Consider the following 23802-nt stretch of genomic DNA (forward strand, 5'->3'; position numbering starts at 1 on the left):
CGTCGAGGTCGTGCGGGGCCGTCGCGGTGGCCGGGTGGGGCCCGGCCGGGGCCGACTCCGGCCGGGCCCCGGGCGCCCACGCGGGACGGGCCGGGGCCGGGGCGGGAACCACCGCCGGAGCGGGGGCCGCGATCGACTCGGCCGCGACCGGAGCCGGGGGCACCACCGGGGCCGGGGCGGTGGTCCAGCGCCCCGGGCGGGGGGCCTGGGAAGGCGCCGTCGCGTCGGGCCGGATCGCTCCGTCTGCGGCGGCGGGGCCCGGGCGGGCGCCGGCGGCGAGGGGCCGGGAACCGTGCGGGACCGGAGGAACGGGGAAGTCGCCCGTCGTGGACGTGGTGCGGGTGGGGTACATCGTTGCCTCCGTCATGCGAACAGCCGGCGCCAGGTTTCCGGGCCCGGGTAGCCGTCGGCCGAGGCGCCGCGCCAGCCCTGGGCGCGCTGGAAGGCCTCGACGTTGCGGCGATCGGCCTCGCTCCAGAGGGCGCCCGGGCCGGACGTGTAGTGCTTGCCGAAGCCCTTCTGCACCAGTCGGCGACCGAGGGCGGTGATGAGCGCGTGGGACCGGCCCGGTCGGAAGAAGGCCTTCCCCGGGTAGGCGGGCACCCCGCCCGGCCCCGCCTGACCGACCGGTGTCGTCGGCTTCGTGGGCGTGGTCGGTTTGGTGGGCGTGGTCGATGCCGCCGGCGGGATGCTCTTGCCCTGCCTCAGGGCCAGCAGCCGCCAGGTGTGGGCGCCGGGAATGCCGTCGGCGTCCGCGCCGGTCCATCCCTGCGCCCGTTGGAACGCCTGGGTGGCCAGCCGGTCCTCGTCGGACCACACCGGGCCGGGGCCGTTGGGGTAGAAGCGGGCGCCGCCGCGTTCGATCAGCAACCGGCCGAGCTGGGTCACGTACTCGTTGTTCGCGCCCGGCCCGAACTTCGAGGCACCGGGGAAGGTCGCCGACACCGCCGGCGGGGACCCGGTCGCCGGGAGTTCGACGGGCGTCACCGGAGGCGTGGGCGTGCTGCCGGGGACGCCTCCCGTGACCCCGTTGAAGCGGTAGGGGAGGTACTTCGTCGCGTTGGCCCAGTACCCGTACGGGGTGGCCTGTTTGCGGGTGTGCGGGCGGGTCTGCTCGTAGGCGACGTAGTGCGTCCGCGTCCCGTCGACCCAGCCGCCGAAGAGGACGACGTGCGAGCCGTTGTTGGGGTCCGCCGGATTGTGGAAGAGCAGCATGTCGCCCGGCAGCAGTTCCTCCTTCGCGATCCGGGTGGCGAAGGTGTCGAGGCTGCCGGTCCACTCGTTGGTGCCGAGGTTCCAGGCCATCGAGACGTAGCCCGAGCAGTCCTGCCGGTAGCCGTCCGACCAGTACTCGGACATGCTGTAGGGGACCTTGGCGTCCAGCCACAGCTTCGCCCGGTTGATGATCGTCGTCCGGTCGATGCGTCGGATCGTCGACGGGGCACCGGGCAGACCGCCGGGCTTGGCGGGCGTGCCCTTCGGCCCGTGCAGCGGGGATCGGCCGCCTTGCGGGGAGCCCGGATCGGGGTCGTCGAGCCGCACCGGGCCGAGTCCGGGTGCCGCGGCGGAGGCGGCCAGTGCGGCGGAGCCGCCGCCGCCCAGGACCACGCCGGCGGCGGTGGCGAGCACCAGCGCCCGGCGCGCGCCGCGGGCGGCGCGGTGGCCGCCGTCGCGAAGCGGTATGGCCCGCGCACGGGCGAGGGCGCGACGGCGCTGCGCGCACCCGAGGCAGACGCAGTCGCCCGCGGGCTCGTACTCCTCGAAGACCGGCATGGGCATCTGCGGCATCTGCACATGCACCGGCGGCTGCATCGTCATGCGGTTCCGTCCACTCCCCTGCTCGTCCACTGGTCCGGCGTCCGGGCACGCATCTGGCGGGGCATCAGATTCGGCTCGGCCCAGACATATCGTGCACGACAAACCCCTTAAACATGGGTTAATCGGACAACACGGGCGCGGCTGGTCACGAGCACGTCCGGAGGTGGGGTAGAGTTTTGCCTGTCACCAAGCGCCGCTAGCTCAGTTGGTTAGAGCAGCTGACTCTTAATCAGCGGGTCCGGGGTTCGAGTCCCTGGCGGCGCACAGACGAGAAGAAACCCCCCGAGGCGAAAGCCTCGGGGGGTTTCTTCGTTCGCTCGTCCGGCCGTGCCCGCGCCACCTGCCTACACCGCCGTTCCGGTCCGGGCGCCGACGCCCGTCAGGTAGGCGGAAACCACCACATTGGCCGTGTACTGCTTGGCGGCCTTGTCGTACGTGCCCCCGCACGTCACCAGTCGCAGTTCCGCCCGCCCCTTGATCCGCGGGCCGTACGCCTTGGCCGGGTCGAAGCCGGCGCGCTCGTAGACCCTCACGTCCTCGATCGTGAACTCCGCGACCGAGCCGTCCGCCCGGTGGACCCGGACCTTGCCGCCCGGCTCGGCGGTGCTCAGACCGAAGAACACGGCGGGCTTGGACTTGGTGTCCACGTGGCCGACCATCAACGCGGTGCCGGCCGCGCCCGGCAGGGTGCCGCCGCTCCACCAGCCCACCGTGCCCGGGCTCTCGTACGGCGGCGGCTCGATCGCACCCTGCGCGTCGAGCCTGCGGAAGATCACCGGCGCCTGGATGCCCATGGCGGGCACGTCCACCCGCGCCGGCAGGGCCCCGGCCAGCGGGGCGTGCGCCGCCGGCAGCCCCGGGACCACCACCCCGCCCGCCTGACCGGCGGGCGAGGGCGGAACCCCGGTGATCTCGCGACCCCACAGCCACAGGCCGCACACCAACACCGACCACGCGGCGACGGTCAGCACACGGGATCCGCCGGAGCTCCTCGGCTCCCCGGTCACCGGAGACGGACCCTCACTCGCCGCTGCGGCGACGGCGCAGGGTCAGGGCCCGGCCGGCGACGGCCAGCGTCGCAGCGGCGGCCAGGACGGCGCCGATCACCGTGTGCGGCAGGCCCGGGCCGTCGGCGTCGTGGCTCTTCTTCGCGGTCACGGTCGCCTGCGCGCCCTCCGCGGCCCGGGCCTGTTCCCGTTCCTTGGCGATCTTCGTGGACGCGGCCAGCTCGGCGGCCATGCCGCCGCCGCCCGCGTGGACGGGCCAGACCGGCGAGTGGTGCGGGTTCGGGCGGTCACGGTGGATCTGAATCGAGCCGCGCACCTCCCGACCCTCGCACTTGACCCGGATCTCGTGCCATCCGGGCTCGGCGTGGTGGGCGATGGTCGCCTCGCCCCCCAGGATCTTCCGGTCCTCGCGGCCCGGGGACAGCCTGGCCTCCCAGGCGAACACGGACGACGTGGCGGAGGCCCAGTCGCACGCGCAGCCGCGGACCTCCAACTTGACCCGGTCCCCCGGTTCGGCGGGATTCGGCCGGACCGAGACGCTGCCGCGGTCCCGATCCCTGTCCCGGTCCCAGTCCTCGGCGACGACGGTGGGCGCGGCCACGGCGGTGAGGGCCGTCAGGGCGACGGCCACCCCGGTGGCACGGAAAGCGATCAGAGCACTGCGCATGGTGAACCTCCTCGACAAGGAGCCTCACGCGCGGCGCGCCGCTCCGCATCCGGAGCGGCGCCCGCTTGGCCCGTACGTGTCAGCCGTACGCCCCGTACGTGTCAGCCGTACGCGTTGAAACGCAGGTGATCCGGTGTCAGACGAGATCGACCAGGTCGGCGATCGAGTCGACCGTCTTCGTCGGACGGTAGGGGAACTTCTCGGTGTCCTCGACCGAGGTGAGACCGGTCAGCACCAGGAAGGTCTGCATGCCCGCCTCCAGCCCGGCCAGGACGTCGGTGTCCATCCGGTCGCCGATCATCGCGCTGCTCTCGGAGTGCGCGCCGATGGCGTTGAGGCCGGTCCGCATCATCAGCGGGTTGGGCTTGCCGGCGAAGTACGGCTGCTTGCCCGTCGCCTTGGTGATCAGCGCGGCGACCGCGCCCGTGGCGGGCAGCGGGCCCTCGGTGGACGGGCCGGTCTCGTCGGGGTTGGTGCAGATGAAGCGGGCGCCGGCGTTGATCAGCCGGACGGCCTTGGTCATCGCCTCGAAGCTGTACGTGCGGGTCTCGCCCAGCACCACGTAGTCCGGCTCGTGGTCCGTGAGGATGTAGCCGATGTCGTGCAGGGCGGTGGTCAGCCCGGCCTCGCCGATGACGTACGCCGTGCCGCCCGGACGCTGGTCGTCGAGGAACTTGGCGGTGGCGAGCGCGGAGGTCCAGATGTTCTCGACGGGCACCTGGAGACCCATGCGGTTGAGGCGGGCCTGGAGGTCGCGCGGGGTGTAGATGGAGTTGTTGGTCAGCACCAGGAAGGGCTTGCCGGACTCGCGCAGCCGCTTGATGAAGGCATCCGCGCCCGGGATCGGGGTGCCCTCGTGGATGAGGACCCCGTCCATGTCGGTGAGCCAGGATTCGATCGGCTTGCGCTCTGCCACGGGGGTTCTCCGCTCTGCGGGGCCTCTGACCTCGGGGGCCTCTGGTCTCTACCACCCTATCCGGCACGGGCCGTGGGCGCGGAGCCCGTCCACGGCCCGGACATCGGCCCCTCGCGGCGGCTCAGCCGAGGGTGACGTCGTCCACGGCCCAGAACCAGTTGTTGGCGCCGCTGTAGCGGAAGCGGACCTGGACGTCGGTGGCGCCGGCCGGTACCCGCAGGCTCAGGCTCTCGGTCCTGGCGAGGGCGTCGGCCGCGTACGTCTTGACCACGGTCGGGGCGCCGCCGTTGTACGAGACCAGGACCTGGGCGGTCTGCCCGGCCTCGTGGCGGTAGTGGCTCCGGTAGGTCAGGGTCCTCGTGGAGCCGCCGGTGACCGGCCACTTGGGGGTGACCAGGGTGGAGTCGAAGGTGCCGGTGTGGCTCTTGTCGTCCCACTCGTCGGAGTCCGCCACGGCGAACACGTCGCGGGAGCGGACGTTCAGCTCGCGCCACTGGTCGCGCTGTGACTGGCTCCAGAACTCGTCGGTCGCGAAGGCCCACCCGGCCCACTCGGTGACCCCGCCCGTGCCCATCTTCGAGTTGTCCACGGCCCAGCCGGCGGGCGGGGTGTGCGTGAAGCCCTTCGCTCCGGCCGGGATGCCCGTCTCGTCCACGCGGGCCTGGAGGTTGGGGCGCAGGGTGTCGAAGGGGTCGTTGTCGGGGGCGTTCAGCGGGACCCCGTCGAGGGCGGCGCCGCCGACGCCGACCTGGGCGAGCGCGGTCGCGGCGACGTCGACGAGCCGTACGTCGGTGCGTACCGAACCCGCTTGGATCCCGGGGCCCTTGGCGATGACGAAGGTGCCGCGCTCCGCGATCGTGGATCCGCCGTGGCCGCCGCCGTCGGTGTGGCCGTGGTCGGTGGTGACCAGGATCGTCCAGTTCTCCCGGTCGCGGGTGGGTCGGTTCTCGACGGCGGTGAGGAGCTTGCCGACGAGGACGTCGACGCGGGCGATGGCGTTGAGGTACTCCTGGCTCGCCGCGCCGGAGGTGTGGCCCGCGTGGTCGACCTCGCCGAGGTAGACGAAGGCGGCGTCCGGGTTCTGGTCGCGCAGTTCGGCGGCGGCCGCGGCGGCGATCTTGGGGTCCTCGCTGCCGTAGCCGTCGCGGTCGCCCTTGAGGGAGAGCCGCTTGTCGACCTTCGAGGAGAAGATCGGGCCGTTCTGGTCGGTGGAGGTGATGGGCTCCCAGTCGGCGGCGGCGTAGGTGTTGAGGGCCGGCTTGGCGTTCTCGACGCGGGTCAGGAAGTCCGGGTACGCCGTGTAGTTCTTGCCGGTGAAGGAGTTGTCCTTCACGCCGTGCTTGTCGGGCCAGACGCCGGTGGCGATGCTGGACCAGCCGGGGCCGGAGGAGGTGACGGCCATCGGGTTCGCGTAGAGGGTGCTCTTGGCGGTCAGGCCCTGGGCCATCAGGCCGTTGAGATGGGGCGCGTCGGCGGCCTTGACGCGGTCGAGGACGACGCCGTCGAGACCGATGACGAGCACCTTGTCGGTGCCGGCGGCCTCGGTGCCGGCGGCCTCGGTGGCGCCGGCGGGGTGGGCGCCGAGGGCGGTGGCCAGCAGGGTGGCGGCGACGGCGGCGACCGTCAGGACGCGGCGCGGCGACTGGGCAGGGGACACGTGCTCCTCCGGAGTGATCGTGGGGATGGCGCGGCGGGCGTGCGACGGGTCCGGACCGCGGCGCGGGGGCTTCGGTCCAGACCCGTTATCCCAACGTCACTCTCCAGGCCTCAGGTGGCCAGGGAGTAACCGGTCAGCTTCCGGTTGCCGACTTCCACGCGTCCACGTGGGCCTTGAGGTTCTTGTCGATGTCCGCCCAGTCGGGCTCGAAGATCTCGACGCCCGACATCAGCTTGGTGAGTTGGACGGCGTTGGCGTCGGTCGGCTTGACGTCGGTGCGCGCGGGGAAGCCGCCGCCGACCTCGCTGACCAGCTTCTGGGCCTCCTCGCCGAGCAGGAAGTCCAGGAGCTTGCGGCCGTTCTCGGTGTGCGGGGCCTTGTCGACCAGGCCGGCCGCGTACGGCAGGGAGAAGGTGGTGGGCCTGCCGCCCTCCTTGGCAGGGAACCAGATGCCCAGGTTCGGCATGGACTTGGCCTGCGCGAAGTTCATCTGCACGTCGCCGTTGGCGACGAGCAGCTCTCCCTTGTCGGTCTTCGGGGCGAGCTTGCTGGTGGAGGAGGACGGGCCGACGTTGTTGGCCTGAAGCTTCTTGAGGTACTCCATCGCCGGTTCCTTGCCGCCGAAGTCGTGCATCGACTTGACGAGCACGGCGGTGCCGTCGCCCGCGACGCCCGGGGTGGAGTACTGCAGGCGGCCCTTGTACTTGGCGTCCAGCAGCTCTTCCCAGGTCTTGGGGGCCTGGGACAACTCCTTCTTGTTGTAGACGAATCCGAAGTAGTTGTTGACGATCGACGTCCACTTGCCGTCGGTGGCCTTGTCGGCGCCGCTGACCTTCTCCGAGCCGTGGGGCGCGTAGGCCTGGAGGAGGCCCTTCCCGTCGGCCTGTTGGATGAAGGGCGGCAGGGTGACCAGGACGTCCGCCTGGGTGTTGGTCTTCTCGCGGACGGCGCGCTGCACCATCTCGCCCGAGCCGCCCTCGACGTACTTGACCTCGATGCCGGTCTCCTTGGTGAACGCGGCGAAGACCTTGTCGTACCAGCCGTCGCCCTTCTCGCCCTTGAGGCCGTCGGCGCTGTAGACGGTGACGATCTTCTCGCCGGCCTGGGAGTCGGCGGCGCCCGATCCGCCGCCGCAGGCGGTGAGGCAGGCGGCGAGGGCGAGGCCGCCGGTGACGGCGGCGGTGGTGCGAAGGGGAATGCGACGACGGTTGCGCTTGCCGGGCATGGGGCTTCCTTACGGGAAAGGGAGTCGGCAGGGTTCGGCGGTGCGGGGTGGGGCGGCGAGGGGTGGGGTGCGGGCGTGACCGGGGCGGGTCAGCGGTAGGACGCCTTGGTGCGGATGCGGGAGACGGCCAGGAGCACCAGCAGGGTGGTGGCCATCAGGACCACCGCGACGGCCGATCCGCCGAAGAGCGAACCCCGGTCGGTGGCGGTGAAGACGCGGACCGGCAGGGGCATCCAGTCCGGCGGGTAGAGCATCATCGTGGCGCTCAACTCACCCATGGACAGGGCGAAGCAGAGCCCCGCGGCGGCGGTCAGGGAGGGCAGCAGCAGGGGGATCCTGATCCGCCACAGCACCTGGGCGGGAGATGCCCCCAGGGAGGCGGCGGCCTGCTCGTAGGCGGGGTCGAGCCGCACGATCGCGGCGGAGACCGACTGGTGGGCGAACGCCGTGACGAGGACGGTGTGGGCCAGGACGACGATGGTGCTCGTCCCGTTGAGGAGCAGGGGCGGCCGGCTGAAGGCGACGAGGACCGCGAGGCCCACCACCACCGACGGTACGGCGACCGGCAGCATGAACAGGGCGTCCAGGAAGCGCTTCCCGCGCCTCTTCAGACCGGCGGCGGCCAGCGCCGCCCAGCTGCCCACGGTGAGGGCGAGCAGGCTCGCGACGAGGGCGGTGACCAGGGATGTGGTGAGTGCCTGGAGGGATTCGCCCCGGACGGCGGAGGCGTAGTTCGCGGTGGTCGGGCCGGAGGGGAAAGCGCCGGACCAGTGGGTGGCGAGGGAGGCGGCCACCACGACGAGCAGCGGCAGCGCGAAGAGGGGGAGGAAGAGGAGGCCGAAGAGGCCCCAGGCGGCCCAGCGGCCGGCCCTGCTATGCACCAGCACGCTTGCTCACCACCCGGTAGAGGCCGAACAGGCCGACGGAGATCGCGATGTTGACGACGGCGACGACGCAGGCGGCCGGGTAGTCGGATTCCAGGATCGCCTTGCCGTAGACGAGCATCGGGAGCGTGGTGACGCCCTTGGCTCCGGTGAACAGGACGATCCCGAACTCGTTGAGGCACATGACGAGGACCAGGCTGCCGCCGGCGGCGAGGGCCGGCAACGCCTCGGGGAGGATCACCCGCCGGACGATCCGGGCGGGTCCGGCGCCGAGCGAGGAGGCCACCTCCAGCTGGGCGGTGTCCAGTTGGGAGAAGGCGGCGAGCAGGGGGCGCATGACGAACGGGGTGAAGTAGGTGATCTCCGCGAGGAGGACGCCCCAGGGCGTCGCCAGGAAGTGGAAGGGGCCGTCCGCGACGCCGAGGACGTCGGTCCAGATCCCGTTGGCCATGCCGACCGTGCCGTAGATGAAGAGGAGGGCGAGGGTGATGAGGAAGGAGGGGAAGGAGAGGAAGACGTCGATGAACCGGGAGACGGCCCTGGCTCCCGGGAAGGGCACGAAGGCGATGACGAGGGCCAGCGCGAAGCCGAGGACGAGACATCCGACGGTGGCGCCGACGGCCAGCCAGACGGTGGTACCGAGGGCCTCGCGGAAGGGGGTGGAGGCGAAGACGGTGGAGTACGCGTCGAAGGCGCCGCCGCCGTTCTCGGGGGTGAAGGACTGCCGGACGACGAGGGCGAGCGGGTAGAGGAAGACCAGCGCGAGGACGACCACCGGGGGCAGGCTCCACACCCAGCGCGGGACGCCGCGTGCGGCGGGGGCGGCGGGTGCGGGTCCGGGGGTGGCGTGCGGGCCCGGGGCGGAGGTACGGGGCGGCTGCCGGGGGACGGTGGCGCGGGCCGGCCCGGCGGGGGCCGATCGCGGGTCCGCGACCTCAGCCATCCGACACCCCCGCCGACAGCAACACCGCGTCCCGGGGCTCGAAGTGCAGGGTCACCCGGTCGCCCAGCGCCGGGGTCTCGCGCAGTTCGGGCAGGTCCGCCTTGACCCGGTGGCCCGCGACGTCCACGTACAGCCGGTGCGTCGAGCCGCGCCACTGCACCTCGGTGATCGTGCCGTTCAGGGCGTTGGGGCCCGCGCCGAGGCCGACCAGGTGGGGGCGTACGCACAGGGTGGCGCCGGCGCCGGGCGCGGCCCGGCCCCGGTCCAGTACCAGGGCGCGCCCCTCGAAGACGGCGCCGGTGTCGGCGACGGTCACCGGGAGGAGGTTGGCGTTGCCGACGAAGGAGGCCGTGAACTCGGTGCGCGGTGAGCGGTACAGCTGCCGCGGGGTGCCGCAGTCCTGGAGCCGGGCCTTGTCCATGACGGCGATCCGGTCGGCCAGGGTGAGGGCCTCGATCTGGTCGTGCGTGACGTACAGGATCGACACGTCGGGGAGTTCGCGGTGCAGTCGGGCCAGTTCGGCGAGCATTCCGGAGCGCAGTTGGGCGTCCAGCGCGGACAGCGGCTCGTCGAGGAGGAGCACGCCGGGGCGGATGGCGAGCGCGCGGGCGATGGCCACGCGCTGCTGCTGCCCGCCGGAGAGTTCGCGGGGGTGGCGCTTGGCGTAGGCGGCCATCCCGGTCATCTCCAGGGCTTCCGCCACGCGGCCGGGTATCTCGGCCCTGGGCGTCTTGCGCGCCTTGAGTCCGAACGCGACGTTGTCCTCGACGCGCAGGTGCGGGAAGAGCGCGTACTGCTGGACGACCATGCCGATGCCGCGTTTGTGGGGCGGGAGGGCGGTGACGTCCCGATCCCCGATCCACACCCGGCCCGCGAAGGGCCGTACGAAGCCGGCGACCGCCCGCAGCGCCGTGGTCTTGCCCGATCCCGACGGACCGAGCAGGGCCAAGACCTCGCCCTGCTCGACCGTCAGGTCCAGGGAGTCCAGCACGGTGTTGCCGTCGTAGGCGACCGAGACGGACTCGAAGCGGATCCCGCTCACGTGCCGGACTCCCGGGCCAACAGTGCGGGGAGTTCGGCGATCGAGCCGAGGACGTGGGTCGCGCCGTGCTCGTCGAGGGTCCGGCGGTCGTGGGCGCCGGTGAGGACGCCCGCCACGATCCCGGCGCCGGCGCGGCGGCCGCTGAGCATGTCGTACGCCGTGTCGCCGGCGACGACCGTCTCGCGTACGTCGGCCACCGCGCCGGTGCGCAGGAACGCGGCCAGCACCATGTCCGGGTAGGGCCGGCCGCGACCGCCCGCGTCGGCGGGGCACAGGGTGAGGTCGGCGAGGTCGCGCCAGCCGAGGGCGTCCAGGATGGCGTCCTGGGTGACGCGGGCGAAGCCGGTGGTCAGGACGACGGTGCGGCCGTCGCCGCGCAGCTTCTCGATGGTCTCGCGGGCGCCGGGGATCGGGCCGATGAGGCCTGCGTCGACGAGTTCCGCGTACGCCTCCTCGAAGGTGGCGTTGGCCTGGCGGGCGAGGTCCTCGCTGCCGAACAGGTGGCGGAAGACGGAGATCTTCGACTCGCCCATGGTGTCGCGGACGTACTGGAGCTTCGCGGCGTGGTCGGCGGTGCCGGGCTCGACGCCGAGGCGCTCGGCGGCGCGCTCGAAGGCCCGCTCGACGAGGCCGCCGTCGGCGACGGTGGTGCCGGCCATGTCGAGGACGATCAGCCCGCCGGGGGTGGTCGCGTGGTCGGTGGTGGTCGGGTTGCTCGTGCTGTTCATGGCGCCCGTGCTGTTCGTGTTGCCCGTGCTGTTCGTGTTGCCCGTGGATTCGGTGTTCATGGTGGTTACCAGCCCAATTCGTTCGCGGTGGTCTCGGCTATGGCGGGCGAGCAGGTCATGCCGCGCCCGCCCGGTCCGGTCACCAGCCAGACGCCGTCGCTCACCTGCTTGCGGTGGACGACGCGGGTGGTGTCGGTGCACTGCGCGTACACGCCCGCCCAGCGGTGCCGGATCTTCGGCAGGGGGCGGCCCAGGAGGGACTCCACCACCTCGGTGAGGTGCTCGTAGGGGTCTTCGAGGGTGTCGAACGCGAAGGGGTGCTCGTACTCGTGGGTGTCGCCGATGGTCAGTCCGCCGTCCCGGCGCTGGACCATGAGGAGCTGCATCCGGTGCTCGGCCGCGACGGGCGCCTGCGCCTGCTCGGCGTCGAGGGCGTCCAGGGCGTCGCTCCGGTAGGCGGGGTAGTAGCGGAAGCTGTCCGCGTCGGCGACCGACGTGGTCAGCGGCTCGCCGAGCGGGGCGGTCTGCATCATCTGCAGCCGGACCCGGCGCACGGGGAGGTCGGGTTCCAGCTCGCGGACCAGGCCGCTCAGCCAGGCGCCGGTGGCGAGGATCACCGCGTCGCCGCGGTGGACGTCGCCGTGGTCGTCGCGGACGGCGCCGGGTCCGACGACCTCGCGGACCTCGCGCCCGGGGAGGAAGGTGTACCGGCCGGTGGCGCGCAGGGCCTCCCGCAGGTGCAGTTGGGCGGTGCGCGGTTCGACGGCCGCGTCCCGTTCGCACCAGAGGGCGGCGTCGAACTCGCCGCGCAGTGCCGGGTTGATCTTCCGGGCCGCGGCGGCGCCGACCAGTTCGTAGCCGCGGGCGGCGGCGTCGGGCCGGGCCGCGGCCGCCTCCGCCACGGCGTACTCGCGGGCGCCTCGTACGGGGGTGAGGGAGCCGATCGCGCGGAAGCCCAGGCCGGGCACCTCCGCGCCGATGCGTTCCCAGAGCTCGCGGGCCCGCAGGGCGGTGTCGAGCTCCTCACCGCCTGCTCGTCCGCTGATCCAGATCTGGCCGAAATTGCGTAGTGACGCGCCCCGGGCCTCCGCTTCCCGCTCGATCTGGACGACCTCGTGGCCGCGTTCGACTGCTTGCCAGGCGTGCATGGTGCCGACCACGCCGCCTCCGACGACTATGACTCTCACGCCGTCCACGGTGGGTGTGGACCGTGTCCCGCGGAGGGCCGGCCGGTGGCGCGGCGGTGAACAGCCCTCGACACTTGGACTAGACCCGTTACCATTCTGTGATGACATTTTGCCCCTTTGAAGGTGGTTGTTCATGGAGGGCGCTCCGCTATTCGGGCCGAAGCCTCGTCGTGAAGCTGAACCTGTCACCACGGTAGAGCGAACGCACACGCTCCAGGGGGGCGCCCCCCTGATCCTGCGAGAACCGGTGGATGAGCAGCATCGGAAGGGCCGGCGGGGTGCCGATCAGCAGGGCTTCGCGCGGTGTCGCGAGCACCGTCTCCAGCTTCTCGTCGGCGCCCCCGAACGTGATGCCGAGGCTGTCGCCGAGGTATCCGTAGAAGGAGGAGTCCGGCTTGAAATCGCTGTCCAACCGGGGCGCCCTCGCGACCCGGATGTACGTGCTCTCCAGGCCCACCCGCTCATCGTCCGCGAGGAGGACGCGCTCCAGGTGCCAGACCGGCTCGCCGACCTCGGCGCCGATGCCGCGACACAGTTCGGCCGGGCACGGGAACTGCTCCAGGCCGATCAGGTTGCGGCCGGGGCGGCGGCCCTGACGGCGCACGCCCTCGGTGTAGCTCGCGAGGGAAAGGGGCTGCTCCAGCTTGGGCCCGGCGACGACGGTGCCGCGCCCCGAGCGCCGCAGGCGCCCCTCCAGCAGCAGCTCGCGCAGGGCCTGGCGCACCGTCTCCCGCGACACCTCGTACTGCTCGGCGAGATCACGTTCGGTGGGCAGCGTCCCGCCCTCCCCCAGCTCCTCGACGAGCACGGAGATGCGGGCCTTGACCGCGTAGTACTTGGGGATGCGGCCGTGCTCGGGGATCCCCGAGCGCACGGGCAGGCCGGGGCGGTGCGGCTGGTACCGGGTGTGTTCTTCCACCCTGGGACTCTACGTGGACCAGGTGTACGACGATCAGCGCGCGGCCCGCGCGCGCAGCCGCCGGGCCCCGAGCAGGAGGCCGCCGCCGGTGGCGAGGGCGACCGCGGAACCGACGGCGTACACCCATTCCCGGGGGCCGGTGTGCGCGAGTGCGCCCCCTTCGGCGGAGTCATCGTCCCCCTCCACGAAGAACCGGTACCCGCCGGCCTCGCCGACCCAGTCCCCGTCGTCGGCCTTGCGCTGGACGAGGGCCGCGTCGGCGACCACCTCGCCGAGCGGGGCGTCGGGCGCGAAGGCCAGCTGCACCTTGACGGTGAGGGAGCCCCCGGCGCCGACGGAGAACCCGGAGAAGGCGTCCCCGCCGTCGAAGACGGCGATGATCTCGTCGCGGTCGGTGTGCTCCAGGGTGACGGGGTGGGGGCCGCCGGGGGCCTCGAACTCCATCCGGAGATCGGCGGGGCGCAGGGCGCGCGCCTTGTCGGTGAAGACGATCACGGGGTGGATGGCGGTGCACCGGTCGCCGGTGGTGTTGGTCAGGTCCAGGTACCAGGACTGCGCGTCGCCGCCGGTCCGGTAGACGGCCGGGCCGCCGCGGATCCGGGCCCCGATGGGAAAGGCGGTGCTCTTCCCGTCCCCGCAGGTGGCCTGCACCCGGGAGGGCAGCGCGGGCGCGGGGCGCGCTCCGCCGCCGTTGCCGACGTCGGCAACGGCGGCGGGTGCGAGGGCGACGAGGAGGGCGGCGGAGAGGCAGGCGGAGAGCACGGCCGGGCGTACGGCCGACAGTACGGCCGGAAGCGGGGCGGGCAGTGCGGCCCGGAAGGGGGCGGGAAACGCGGCGGGGAGGGCAAGGGCTTTGCGCGTTCGCATGGAAGACCTTCGCAGCTCGCCGGACGGGGACGATGATCGGACCAGGCGACAATCACCCCGGCCCTGCTCGCACCCTTCCACGCGCGCGAGACCCCGAGCCGGCCGCCGCGCCCGGTCCGTCCCGGTTTACCCCCGATCGGCCCACGAGGTCAACCCCGGCCCCGGCGCTCCGTTCACCGGCCCAGCCCCCGCCCGAAGTACGGCCCCAGCACGAGTTCCGCCGCGCCCTCCGCGACACCGCCCGCCGCCACCGCGACGACCGTAGCGGGGAGCGCCTCGCGCCCGGCCAGCGCGGCCCGCACCCCCGCCAGGAACACCTCCGGGGCGGCGTCCACCACGCGCCCGCCCAGCAGGACCCGCTCCACGTCCAGCAGCGCCACCACGTTCGCGGCGCCCTCGCCCAGGATCCGCGCCGCCTCGGCGAGGTCGCCGCGGTCCACCGCGCCCAGGCAGAGCGCCTCCACGCACCCCCGGCCCCCGCAGCGGCAGCGCGGCCCGTCCAGTTCCAGCACCTGGTGGCCGAACTCGCCGGCCGCCGAGCGCGCCCCCCGGTACACCTCGCCGGCCAGCCGCAGTCCCGCGCCCAGACCGGTCCCGACGTGCAGGTACACGGCGCCGCCCGGGTCGGGGCCGGTCACCGCCACCCCGGCGTTGGTGTCCTTGTCCACGACCACCGGCAACTGCGGCCCCAGCCGCTCCGTCAGGGCCGCCCGCAGCGCGAACCCCTCCCATTCGGGGAACCCCGTCACCGGTCCGAACACCCCGGTGCGCCAGTCGAGCGGACCCGGGGCGGCGACCCCCACGCCGAGCAGCGGCGGCGCCCCGGCGCCACCGGAGAGGCGCCCGATCGCGCGTGCCACCTCCTCCACGGCCGCCCGGGGCCCGGCCCCGAAGTCGAGGGGGCCGTGCGAGCGCTCGACGACGCCGCCCGCGAGGTCGACCCGTACGGCGCGCAGTTCGTCGCGGTCCAGGTGCACCCCGATCGCGTGCCGGGCCTCAGGGACCAGCCGCAGCAGGGTGCGCGGCTTGCCGCCGGTAGAGGCGCCGCGCCCGGCCTCCGCGACCAGTCCGTCCACGAGCAGCCGTACCGTGATCTTGCTGACGGCCTGGGGGGTGAGGCCGGTACGGGCGGCGAGTTCGGCGCGCCCGAGTCCGGCCGGGCCGGCTCCGCGCAACAGGTCCAGCAGCAGCGCCTCGTTGTGGCCGCGCAAGGCCGGCAGGTTGGCGCCGCCCCGGCTCGCCTCGTTGCCCTCATTGGGCTGATTGCCCCGGTTCACCCTGCCGACTCTCCTTGCACTTAGGCAACACTGTTGCCAAAGTATGCCCATGAACGCCACCTCCCCGCTCCGCGTCGGACTCATCGGCTACGGACTCGCCGGTTCCGTCTTCCACGCTCCGCTGGTGTCCGCCACCGAGGGGCTCGTCCTCGACACCGTCGTCACCTCCGACCCGGACCGTCAGGCCCAGGCCCGCGAGGCGCACCCGGGCATCCGGATCGCGGAGTCCCCCGACGCGCTCTGGTCCGGCGGCGCCGGCACCCCGCCCGTCGACCTGGTCGTGATCGCCGCCCCCAACAAGACGCACGTCACGCTCGCCACGGCCGCCCTCGACGCCGGCGTCCCGGTGGTCGTGGACAAGCCGCTCGCCGCGACCGCGGCCGAGGCCCGCGAACTCGCCGCCCTCGCCGACAGGACCGGCACCTTCCTGTCCGTCTTCCAGAACCGCCGCTGGGACAACGACTTCCTCACCGTGCGCCGGCTCATCGCGGACGGGGAGCTCGGCGAGGTCCAGCGCTTCGAGTCCCGGTTCGAGCGGTGGCGCCCGCAGCTCAAGGGCGGCTGGCGGGAGTCCGGCAGGCCCGAGGAGCTCGGCGGCCTGCTGTACGACCTCGGCAGCCACGTGGTCGACCAGGCGCTGGTGCTGTTCGGTCCGGCCGTGCGCGTCTACGCGGAGGCCGACGTGCGCCGCCGGGGCGCGGAGGCGGACGACGACACGTTCATCGCGATCACCCACGCGGGCGGGGTCCGCTCCCACCTGTACGTCAGCGCGACCACCGCGCAGTTGGGGCCCCGGTTCCGGGTCCTCGGCTCGCGCGCGGGCTACGTGAAGTACGGCCTCGACCCGCAGGAGGCCGCACTGCGCGAGGGCCTGCGGCCGAGCACGGCCGAGGGCGTGTTGTGGGGCGAGGAGGAACCGCACCTGTGGGGGCGGCTGGGCTCCGGCGAGTCCCCGCTGACCGGCAGCGGGATCCCGGTGCCGACGGAGCACGGCGACTACCCGGCGTACTACGCGGCGGTCGTGGAGGCCCTTCGCACGGGCGGCCCCGCCCCGGTCACCGCCCGGGAGGCGGCCGACTGCCTGGCCGTCCTGGAGGCGGCCCGCCGGTCGTCGGACGAGGGCGTGACGGTGTCCCTGGAGCGGTGACGGACCGAGTGGCGCCCCCGGCGCGGTGACGGGGCGCGCCCACCGACGAAGGCGCGGGGGCGGCCCGCGCCGACCGGCGAAGGGGCGGGCCGCCCGACCGGCGACCCGCCCCTCCCGCCGTGTGCCCGACCGGTCGGCCGGGCCCTTCCGAAGAGCGCCCTACGCGCCCTTGAACTCCTGGCGCTGCCGGCCGAGGCCCTCGATCTCCAGCTCCACGACGTCGCCCGCCCGCAGGTACGGCTTCGGTTCCGGCTGCCCCATGGCCACGCCGGCCGGCGTGCCGGTGACGATGACGTCGCCCGGGTACAGCGTCATGAAGCGGCTCAGGTACCGCACGACCTCGCCGACGGGGAAGATCTGGTCCGCCGTGTTGCCGTCCTGCCGCAGGACGCCGTTGACCCACAGCCGCACGTCCAACCGCTGCGGGTCGCCGATCTCGTCGGCCGTCACCAGCCACGGGCCGAGCGGGGTGAAGGTCTCGCAGTTCTTGCCCTTGTCCCAGGTGCCGCCGCGCTCGATCTGGAACTCGCGCTCGGAGACGTCGTTCACCAGCGTGTACCCGCCGACGTGGGCCAGGCCCTCCTCGGCGGAGTCCAGGTAGCGGGCGGTGGCGCCGATGACGACGCCGAGCTCCGCCTCCCAGTCGGTCTTCACGCTGCCGCGCGGGATCAGCACCGTGTCGTCCGGGCCGACCACGGTGTCCGCGGCCTTGAGGAACAGGATCGGCTCGGCCGGGGGTTCCGCGCCGACCTCGGCCGCGTGAGCGAAGTAGTTCAGGCCGATGCCCACGATCTTGCCGATGCGGCCGATCGGCGACCCGATCCGGAGCCCTTCGGCGTCGAGCACCGGCAGTTCCCCGGCCGCCGCCGCTTCCCGTACCCGGGACAGCACGGAGTCGTCGGCCAGCAGGGCGCCGTCCACATCCGTGATCAGGCCGGACAGGTCCCGCAGGGTTCCGTCCCGGTCGAGCAGCGCGGGGCGCTCCGACCCGACCGGTCCGACACGCAGCAGCTTCATGGGCATTCTCCCGTGGTCGTGGGTGGTCGGCCCATGGGCGTGCACGGGCCGGCCGATGGGTTGCGGCCATCGGAGGATTGGTTGATCCTCCAAGATGGATGACCGGTCCGCAAGACCCTGTTCACAGACTGGAACGCTTCACAGGCTGGAACGCTGCACTCCGTCGTCCTGCCGCTCCTTGCGGTGCTGGAGCCAGGCGCGTTCGGCGACGGTCCACGCGGTGGTGGTCAGCAGGTACAGCCCTGCGGCCAGCGGGACCACGGCGGCGGTGATCAGCGTCCCGAAGGACAGCAGGGGCAGCACGCCGCCGAGCTTGCGCATCATCGCCTGCTGTTCGGCCGTGACCTGCGGGAGCCCGGTCGCGGCGGCCGACGCACTCGCCTTGGCACCGGCCTTCGCGTGAGCGTTGCCCTTCGCGTGGGTGTTGCCCTTCGTGTGAGCGTGGCCCTTCGCGTGGGTGTTGCCCTTCCCCTTGGCACCGGCCGTCACGGCGACCCCCTTCGCGGTGGTCCCCTTCCCCGCGCCGACGGGCGGGGCGACCGGGACCGGCGGCGCGGCCGCGGCGGCCCGCCGTCCGCGTACCGCACTCCAGGCGGCCACCACCGCAATCGCCGCGAACAGTCCGAGGAACACCAGCCCCGGCGCCCCGAACACACCGCCCTCGCCGAGGGCGTCCGTCCACCGGTCCCCGAGCGGCGCGGCGAACAGTCGGTGGCCCAGCAGTTCGTTGGCCGCCCCGCTCACCTTCGCCGAGGAGAAGGCCTGGTACATCACGAAGAACACCGGCAGTTGCAGCAGCATCGGCAGGCACCCGGCCATCGGGGTCGCGCCCCGGAAAGCGGCCCGGCTGAGCGGGTGCAGGGCGAGCCGTACGAGCACGGTGAACAGCACGATCGCGGCGGCGGTCGCGGACTCGGCCAGTACCGGCTCCAGGAGCCGGCCCAGCTGGGCAACAAGATGAGTGAAAACGGACACGCGGGCCCTCCGAAGGGTCTCGTCGAACGTCGAAAGAGGTGCATTTCGGCGTGACGACCCGCGAGGGGCACAGCAGTGATCAGTGGTGGGACAAGGCGATCTGCGCGCCCCTACGCGGCCGTCGGGACGAGGCGGCCGGGCGCCCTGGGCCGCGACCGGCCGGAGGCGTCGGGATCGCGCTGCGGCAGGAACGCCGTACGGTGCTCGCGATCACGGATGGCGGTGCGTATGCGATGGGGCGGCACGGGCCGCACGAGGCTGGCGGCCAGGGCCGCGGCGCCCACGGCGACGGCGGCGGCCAGCGCGACCACCGCGGCGGCCAGGCCGTTCTCCCCGAGCAGCAGCCCGAGGAACCCGCCGAGCAGCAACAGGGTCATCACCAGCTGCGATCCCCGCGAGAACACCACGGAGGACAGGAAGGCGGAGAGGCGCGCGCCGAGGCGACCGGTGGAACGACCGACGGGTCGTCCGGCCATGGGGACCGCCTCCTCTCACGAACTCGCGTACGAGACCTGCTGCTCGCCCCGATGATAACCGCCCGCACCGACAACGGTCCCGGCCTCCGCCCCCGGATCTCCCCCGACCCCGGATCGCGCACCGACCCCGGATCGGGCACCGGCACCGGATCGCGCGCAGGACCGCTCGTCCGCTCAGCGCCTCAGCGTCCCCCACACCACCAGCCGGTACCGGGACGTGTACTCGGGCGTGCAGGTCGTCAACGTGATGTAGGCGCCCGGCTCGGTGTAGCCCTGATCGGGTCGGACCGAACTGCGGGGCACGGGCGCGATCACCCCGGTGTCCCGCTCGGTGGTCTGCGCCAGGACCTTCCCCACGACGTACGTGTACCGCTCGCCCCGCACGTCGACGATCAGCTCGTCCCCCGCGCGCAGCCGGTTGATGTACCGGAAGGGTTCCCCGTGGGTGTTCCGGTGCCCGGCCAGCGCGAGGTTCCCCCGCGCGCCGGGAGCGGCCGTACCGGGGTAGTGCCCGGCGTATCCCTTGTCCAGCACGGCCCGCTTGTCGATCCCCTGCGCCACGGGCACCACGACGCCCAGGCGCGGGATGCGCAGGATCGCGTACGAGCCCTCCCGCGCCGGCGGCCCGTCGGCGCGGGAGGGCGCGCCCGCCCCGGAGTCGAAGGGCGAGCCGGAGCCCGAACCGGTTCCCGGGCCCCCTTCCCCGCCCGTCCCCGGCTCGCCCTTCGACTCCGGGGCGGGTTCCGGGGCGTCCTCGGGGGCCGGCGCCGCCCCCTCTCCCGGGGGCGGGTCGGGCGTGGGGCGCGGGCGCCCGGCCGGCTCCTGGGCCCAGAATCGTTCCAGGGCGTGGACCTCGTCCCGCGCGGCGGCCAGGGCCTGCCTGTTCGTCCACCACACCTGGTGCACCACCAGCAACAACACCACCACGCCGGCCGTGACGATCAGCTCCGCCGCCGCCCACAGCGCCCCCGCGAGACCGGCCCGGCGCGCCCGCCGGCCGCTCCCCTGCACCACCACAGGTATGTGATCCCGCACGGGCGGCACCCTAAGTCCTCCCCCGTCAACTGACCATGGCCAGTACGGTGTGAACCATGCGCCCCGACACGCCTGCCGAGCACATCGCCGAAGCCGAGCGCCTCATCCGCACGGCGACCCGCTACCCCGAGGACCAGGAGCCCTTGCTCCTCCAGGCCGCGGCCCACCTCGAACTGGCCGACGCACGCGACCGGGCGAGCACGCTCTACGACCAACTCCTCGCCGGCGAGCCGGCCAACCCGCACCTCGTGAAGGCCCTCCAGGCCGCGAACCTGTGGGAGTACGGTCACGAGGCCGAGGCTCGCGCCCTCATCCAGGGCATCCGTGCCGCGGCTCCGGTCGATCCGGCCCCGTGGGAGGTCATCGCCGAAGCCCTGGAGGCCCACGACGAGTTGACCGCCTCGGAGGAGTGCTTCACCGAAGCCGCGAACCTCCTCATTTCGGACAGCACCCCTCTGACCCGGGCCACCACCGCCCTCATCACCGGCCGACACCGGGTCCGCCGGCTCCTCGGGCTTCCGCACGACGACTGGGACATGGTCGCCGACACCCGCCACATCGGGCCGATCCCGCTGGACGAGCTCCACGACCCGAAGCGCATCTGGGCCCTGGGCTCCGACGACCCGGCCGAGCTCCGCGCCGAGATCGCCCGCCTGCGCGCCGAGCTGGGTGACCGGCGGGCCGCCCTCTCCCGCCCCTTCCCGGTGGCCATCCTGCACTGGCCGCAACGGGAACTGGCCGAGCTCCTGACCAGCTATCCGACCCTCGCCGCCGAGTACCCCTCGCACGAGGCCCACCTGCGGGACATCGAGACATCCCTGCGCGCCCTGGCCGCCTCGGGGACCACCAACCTCGGAATCGTCACCGCGAGCGTGCCCGCGTACGAGGCCTTCGCGGCCTCGGAGAAGACCTCCCCGGCCTCTCCGAGCCTGCTCGTGGAGTTCGCCACGACCCTCGCCGCCCGCGGCAAGGCCACCCCGTGGCCCCCGTCGCGGACGGACTCCTGCTGGTGCGCCTCGGGCAAGCCGTACGCGGAGTGCCACGGCGGATAGGCCCCCGGGCGGGGCTCGCCCGACAGGCCGTCGAGGCGATGCCCCGCGACTACACTTGCCCCCCATGACCAGAAAGCAGCCCCAGCCGTCCCGGCCTGGCCAGATCCGGGTCATGGACCTCTTCGCCGGGGCGGGCGGCTTTTCTGCTGGTTTCTCGCATTACACCCCTCGTTCGGGCGTGAACCCCTTCGCCTCGGTGGCGGCCGTCGAGTTCGACCCCGCCGCCGCGTCCACGTACGCGGCCAACTTCGGTGGGGCGCACGTCTACCCGGGCGACATCTCGGACTTCGACCCCACCCCGTTCAAGGGCGAGGTCGACGTGATCATGGGCGGGCCGCCCTGCCAGGGGTTCTCCGGACTGGGCAAGCAGAATCCGGACGACCCCCGCAACGAGCTGTGGCAGGAGTACGTCCGGGTCGTGGCCCGGGTCCACCCCAAGGTCTTCGTGATCGAGAACGTCGACCGGTTCCTGAGGTCCCCGCAGTTCGAGGACCTGCGGACGGCCTCGCAGACCCCGGGTCACCCGCTCTACGACTACACCGTGGTGCCCGCGCTGTTGAACGCCGCCGACTACGGGGTGCCGCAGGCCCGCCGGCGCGTGATCGTCATCTGCACGCGCAAGGACCTGGGTGAGACGTTGACCCACCCCGAGCCGACGCACGCGAAGCACGGCCACACGGGCGAGGTCGACGCCCCGCCGACGCTGCCGCGCTGGGAGCCGGTCTCGACGGTCTTCGAACGGTCGGCGAAGCGGCCCCTCCTCGACCGGATGCCGGATCCGCGCGGCGGCGAACCCGCCCTCGTGACCGGCGTACAGGGCCACCACCTCACCACGGACCTGCACTTCGGCCGCAGCCCGGAAGACCTCTCGCGCGCCAGGTACAAGGCGATCCCCGAGAACGGCAACCGCAAGGACCTCCGGGGCGTCCACTACCGCGTCGACCGGTCGGGGAACATCCGCCTGTCCACCGAGGGGGCGGAATACGAGCGCCTCAAGGGGCCCGAGTTCTACCTCTCCACGGAGAGCTGGGACAACCACAACTCGGGTTCCGGGGACGTGATGGGGCGATTGCGGGCGCACACCCCGTCGGTCACCATCCGCACCGAGTTCTACAAGCCCGAGAAGGGCCGGTACCTCCACCCGACCGCGGATCGGCCCATCACCCACTACGAGGCCGCCCTCATCCAGGGGTTCCCCGAGGACTTCAAGTGGTACGGGACGAAGATCCAGATCGCCCGTCAGATCGGCAACGCCGTGCCCGTCGGACTCGGCACCGCGCTGGCCGGGGCCATCCACACCTTCCTCGCCCGCCACATGTGACCTGAGGTCACCCCGCGGGTGACCCGGCCGCCCCGCCCTCCTCGACACGGACATCACCGGCGGAGGCAGGGGCCTCACCGGCGACGGTACGGGCATCAGCGGCGGCCGTACCGGCGACGACGGCGCGGGCGGCCGTACGAGCGGCGGCGCGGGCGGCGCGTTCGGCCCTCCGGCGCGCCACCACCTCGGCGACCCGGACCGCCGACTCGGCCGGCGGCTCGTGCTCCCACACCCGGACGGCCAGCCAGCCCGCCTCCGCGAGCCGCGCGTCGGTGTCCCGGTCCCGAGCCTGGTTGCCCTCGATCTTCGCCCGCCAGAACTCCGCGTTGCGCCGGGGCCAGGTCGCGTGCTCCGGGCAGCCGTGCCAGAAACAGCCGTCCACGAAGACCGCGACGCGCGCCGGACCGAAGACGATGTCGGCCTCCCTGCGCACCCCCTTCACGGGGCGGCCGTGGACGCGGAACCGCAGTCCCGAGGCGTGCAGGGCCTTCCGCAGGGCCACCTCGATCTTGGTGTCCTTGCTCTTCTGCCGGCTCATGCGAGCGCGGACGTCGGGAGTGCTCTCCAGGGCTTCCACCCCTTCATTGTGGTGCCACGGGCAGTTCCAACTGGACGTGGCCCCGGGCCACGACCGTCGGTCGCGTCGGGCGGGCTCCCCCTCCGAGCGCGAGCAGGACGCGCAGGGCCGCCAGGACCTCCGCCGGGGCGTCCCGCACCATCGACGGGGTCACGCTCACCACCAGGACACCGTGGGCCTCCAGGCGCAGTCGGCGCCGGAGGGTGGCCTGCCAGGCGTCGCGGGTGAAGTGGTACTCGACCGAGTCGACCTCCAGGGCCACGCCCTCGTCGGGCCAGTAGGCGTCCGGGGAGGCCAGAAAGGCCCCTTCGGGGGTGTGGAGACGGGCGTTCCACAGGGGGGTGGGGAGGTTGCCGGCGGCCAGGGCTTCGCGGGCCCGTGCCTCGGCGACCGAGCGGACGCCCACCAGGAGTTCCGCGGCGGCCGCCCGGACGGCGGGGCGGGCCAGGAGGCGGGGCGGGCCAGGAGGCGGGCGGAGCGGAGTTCGGCGTGCAGGTCCCGCGGGTGGCACCAGCCGGCCTGGACGACGTGGGCCAGTACGGAGCGGATGAGGTCGGGGTCCGTGGCGCGGGCCGCGAAATCGGCGGCGGCGCGCACCGGGCGGGTGCTCGGAACGCCGTGGACGGCGATGGTGCGCGGCCACCGGGTGGTGGGCAGCGGGCGGACCCCGCCGGTGGCGGCGACCCGGCGCGGGGCGCGGATCAGGACGTCGGCGGGGGGGTCCGGGGGGTCGCGGGCCCCGAGGGGGGGGGGGGCCGCCCCGCCGGTGAGGGCGGCCGTGTCCCCCGTGAGCGGGTCGGCGGTGGGCTCGGCGGCGTACATCACGGCGGCGAGGGCGCGTTGCCGTCGGTCCGGGGGGCCGGTCTGAAGCAGGTGGACGCGGGGCAGCAGCCGCTGCCAGGGGCCTCCCGGCCGGCTCCGGGAGGTGATCGTCCCGGCGGGGACGCCGGCGGCGAGGAGCTGCCGGCGGGTGGCCAGGTCGTACCGGTGCCGGGTGGCCCGGGACGTGCCGGCGCCTTCCGCTGGGCGGGGCGGGCGGGCCGGTGGGGTCGGGTGGGTCAGTGG

At 73.3% G+C, this 23802-nt stretch carries 23 protein-coding genes, 1 tRNA gene and 1 pseudogene; 4 read left to right on the forward strand and 21 right to left on the reverse strand.

What is annotated here, in order from left to right; all coding sequences use genetic code 11:
• Together ADK55_RS33030 and ADK55_RS33035 are read right to left on the reverse strand one after the other, a co-directional pair.
• A pseudogene (locus ADK55_RS33030) lies at window positions 1–352 on the reverse strand (hypothetical protein); the annotation flags it as partial.
• 11 nt (window positions 353–363) lie between these two features.
• Window positions 364–1779 carry a peptidoglycan-binding protein gene (locus ADK55_RS33035; RefSeq protein ID WP_053684289.1) on the reverse strand — a complete coding sequence of 472 codons (1416 nt, stop codon included), beginning with the start codon at window positions 1777–1779 and terminating at the stop codon, window positions 364–366.
• 229 nt (window positions 1780–2008) lie between these two features.
• Here ADK55_RS33035 and ADK55_RS33040 point away from each other — a divergent pair.
• Window positions 2009–2082 (forward strand) — tRNA-Lys (locus tag ADK55_RS33040).
• A gap of 80 nt (window positions 2083–2162) precedes the next feature.
• On the opposite strand, the gene ADK55_RS33045 is transcribed toward ADK55_RS33040, so the two are convergent.
• The 13 genes from ADK55_RS33045 to ADK55_RS33105 all read right to left on the reverse strand — a co-directional run bounded on the left by ADK55_RS33045 (window position 2163) and on the right by ADK55_RS33105 (window position 15137).
• Window positions 2163–2789, reverse strand: a complete 627-nt coding sequence (locus ADK55_RS33045) for a class F sortase (protein ID WP_324611213.1) — start codon at window positions 2787–2789, stop codon at window positions 2163–2165.
• A gap of 49 nt (window positions 2790–2838) precedes the next feature.
• Window positions 2839–3492: a hypothetical protein gene (locus tag ADK55_RS33050; RefSeq protein ID WP_053684254.1), complete on the reverse strand. Its 654-nt coding sequence runs from the start codon at window positions 3490–3492 to the stop codon at window positions 2839–2841.
• 136 nt (window positions 3493–3628) lie between these two features.
• Entirely contained in the window at window positions 3629–4408 is a 780-nt protein-coding gene (locus ADK55_RS33055; RefSeq protein ID WP_053684256.1) for an HAD-IIA family hydrolase, read from the reverse strand.
• A 121-nt stretch (window positions 4409–4529) separates the two neighbouring features.
• A complete protein-coding gene (locus tag ADK55_RS33060; protein WP_053684257.1) occupies window positions 4530–6065 on the reverse strand; it encodes an alkaline phosphatase family protein in 1536 nt (511 codons plus the stop codon).
• A 133-nt stretch (window positions 6066–6198) separates the two neighbouring features.
• Window positions 6199–7290, reverse strand: a complete 1092-nt coding sequence (locus ADK55_RS33065) for a 2-aminoethylphosphonate ABC transporter substrate-binding protein (protein ID WP_053684260.1) — start codon at window positions 7288–7290, stop codon at window positions 6199–6201.
• A gap of 89 nt (window positions 7291–7379) precedes the next feature.
• On the reverse strand, window positions 7380–8177 hold the full coding sequence (locus ADK55_RS33070; RefSeq protein WP_053684262.1) for an ABC transporter permease: 798 nt from the start codon (window positions 8175–8177) through the stop codon (window positions 7380–7382).
• Complete coding sequence (locus ADK55_RS33075) at window positions 8164–9117, reverse strand: 2-aminoethylphosphonate ABC transporter permease subunit (RefSeq protein ID WP_053684264.1); 954 nt, start codon at window positions 9115–9117, stop codon at window positions 8164–8166. The genes ADK55_RS33070 and ADK55_RS33075 overlap by 14 nt, the downstream gene beginning before the upstream one ends.
• Window positions 9110–10159, reverse strand: coding sequence for an ABC transporter ATP-binding protein (locus ADK55_RS33080; RefSeq protein WP_053684266.1), 1050 nt, complete (start codon window positions 10157–10159; stop codon window positions 9110–9112). The genes ADK55_RS33075 and ADK55_RS33080 overlap by 8 nt, the downstream gene beginning before the upstream one ends.
• Window positions 10156–10887 (reverse strand): phosphonatase-like hydrolase, encoded by a 732-nt coding sequence (locus ADK55_RS33085; protein WP_053684292.1) that lies wholly within the window; start codon window positions 10885–10887, stop codon window positions 10156–10158. The genes ADK55_RS33080 and ADK55_RS33085 overlap by 4 nt, the downstream gene beginning before the upstream one ends.
• Window positions 10888–10952: 65 nt before the next feature.
• On the reverse strand, window positions 10953–12074 hold the full coding sequence (locus ADK55_RS33090; protein ID WP_053684293.1) for a TIGR03364 family FAD-dependent oxidoreductase: 1122 nt from the start codon (window positions 12072–12074) through the stop codon (window positions 10953–10955).
• A 148-nt stretch (window positions 12075–12222) separates the two neighbouring features.
• Window positions 12223–12993: a GntR family transcriptional regulator gene (locus ADK55_RS33095; protein WP_053684268.1), complete on the reverse strand. Its 771-nt coding sequence runs from the start codon at window positions 12991–12993 to the stop codon at window positions 12223–12225.
• A 33-nt stretch (window positions 12994–13026) separates the two neighbouring features.
• On the reverse strand, window positions 13027–13860 hold the full coding sequence (locus tag ADK55_RS38150) for a hypothetical protein (RefSeq protein WP_053684270.1): 834 nt from the start codon (window positions 13858–13860) through the stop codon (window positions 13027–13029).
• Window positions 13861–14033: 173 nt separating this feature from the next.
• Entirely contained in the window at window positions 14034–15137 is a 1104-nt protein-coding gene (locus ADK55_RS33105) for an ROK family transcriptional regulator (RefSeq protein WP_053684272.1), read from the reverse strand.
• 49 nt (window positions 15138–15186) lie between these two features.
• On the opposite strand from ADK55_RS33105, the gene ADK55_RS33110 reads away from it, so the two are divergent.
• Window positions 15187–16284, forward strand: a complete 1098-nt coding sequence (locus ADK55_RS33110; protein WP_053684275.1) for a Gfo/Idh/MocA family oxidoreductase — start codon at window positions 15187–15189, stop codon at window positions 16282–16284.
• Between the two features lie 159 nt (window positions 16285–16443).
• Here the strand turns inward: ADK55_RS33110 and ADK55_RS33115 are convergent, their stop codons facing one another.
• From ADK55_RS33115 to ADK55_RS33130, 4 genes are all read right to left on the reverse strand, one after another.
• Window positions 16444–17301 carry a fumarylacetoacetate hydrolase family protein gene (locus ADK55_RS33115; protein WP_053684276.1) on the reverse strand — a complete coding sequence of 286 codons (858 nt, stop codon included), beginning with the start codon at window positions 17299–17301 and terminating at the stop codon, window positions 16444–16446.
• A gap of 138 nt (window positions 17302–17439) precedes the next feature.
• Complete coding sequence (locus ADK55_RS33120; RefSeq protein WP_053684278.1) at window positions 17440–18276, reverse strand: YidC/Oxa1 family membrane protein insertase; 837 nt, start codon at window positions 18274–18276, stop codon at window positions 17440–17442.
• Window positions 18277–18386: 110 nt separating this feature from the next.
• Entirely contained in the window at window positions 18387–18653 is a 267-nt protein-coding gene (locus ADK55_RS33125) for a DUF6412 domain-containing protein (protein ID WP_053684295.1), read from the reverse strand.
• A gap of 273 nt (window positions 18654–18926) precedes the next feature.
• Window positions 18927–19787: a class E sortase gene (locus tag ADK55_RS33130; RefSeq protein WP_234350357.1), complete on the reverse strand. Its 861-nt coding sequence runs from the start codon at window positions 19785–19787 to the stop codon at window positions 18927–18929.
• Between the two features lie 56 nt (window positions 19788–19843).
• Here ADK55_RS33130 and ADK55_RS33135 point away from each other — a divergent pair, with 56 nt between their 5' ends.
• Both ADK55_RS33135 and ADK55_RS33140 read left to right on the forward strand, forming a co-directional pair.
• Entirely contained in the window at window positions 19844–20839 is a 996-nt protein-coding gene (locus ADK55_RS33135; RefSeq protein ID WP_053684282.1) for an SEC-C metal-binding domain-containing protein, read from the forward strand.
• Between the two features lie 64 nt (window positions 20840–20903).
• On the forward strand, window positions 20904–22160 hold the full coding sequence (locus ADK55_RS33140; protein ID WP_234350358.1) for a DNA cytosine methyltransferase: 1257 nt from the start codon (window positions 20904–20906) through the stop codon (window positions 22158–22160).
• A gap of 7 nt (window positions 22161–22167) precedes the next feature.
• Here the strand turns inward: ADK55_RS33140 and ADK55_RS40600 are convergent, their stop codons facing one another.
• Both ADK55_RS40600 and ADK55_RS33150 read right to left on the reverse strand, forming a co-directional pair.
• Window positions 22168–22737: a very short patch repair endonuclease gene (locus ADK55_RS40600; protein WP_078999717.1), complete on the reverse strand. Its 570-nt coding sequence runs from the start codon at window positions 22735–22737 to the stop codon at window positions 22168–22170.
• A gap of 4 nt (window positions 22738–22741) precedes the next feature.
• Window positions 22742–23143 carry a hypothetical protein gene (locus tag ADK55_RS33150; protein WP_053684285.1) on the reverse strand — a complete coding sequence of 134 codons (402 nt, stop codon included), beginning with the start codon at window positions 23141–23143 and terminating at the stop codon, window positions 22742–22744.
• Window positions 23144–23802: the final 659 nt, after the last annotated feature.

Origin of the sequence: Streptomyces sp. WM4235, assembly GCF_001279725.1 — a bacterium.
GTDB lineage: Bacteria > Actinomycetota > Actinomycetes > Streptomycetales > Streptomycetaceae > Streptomyces.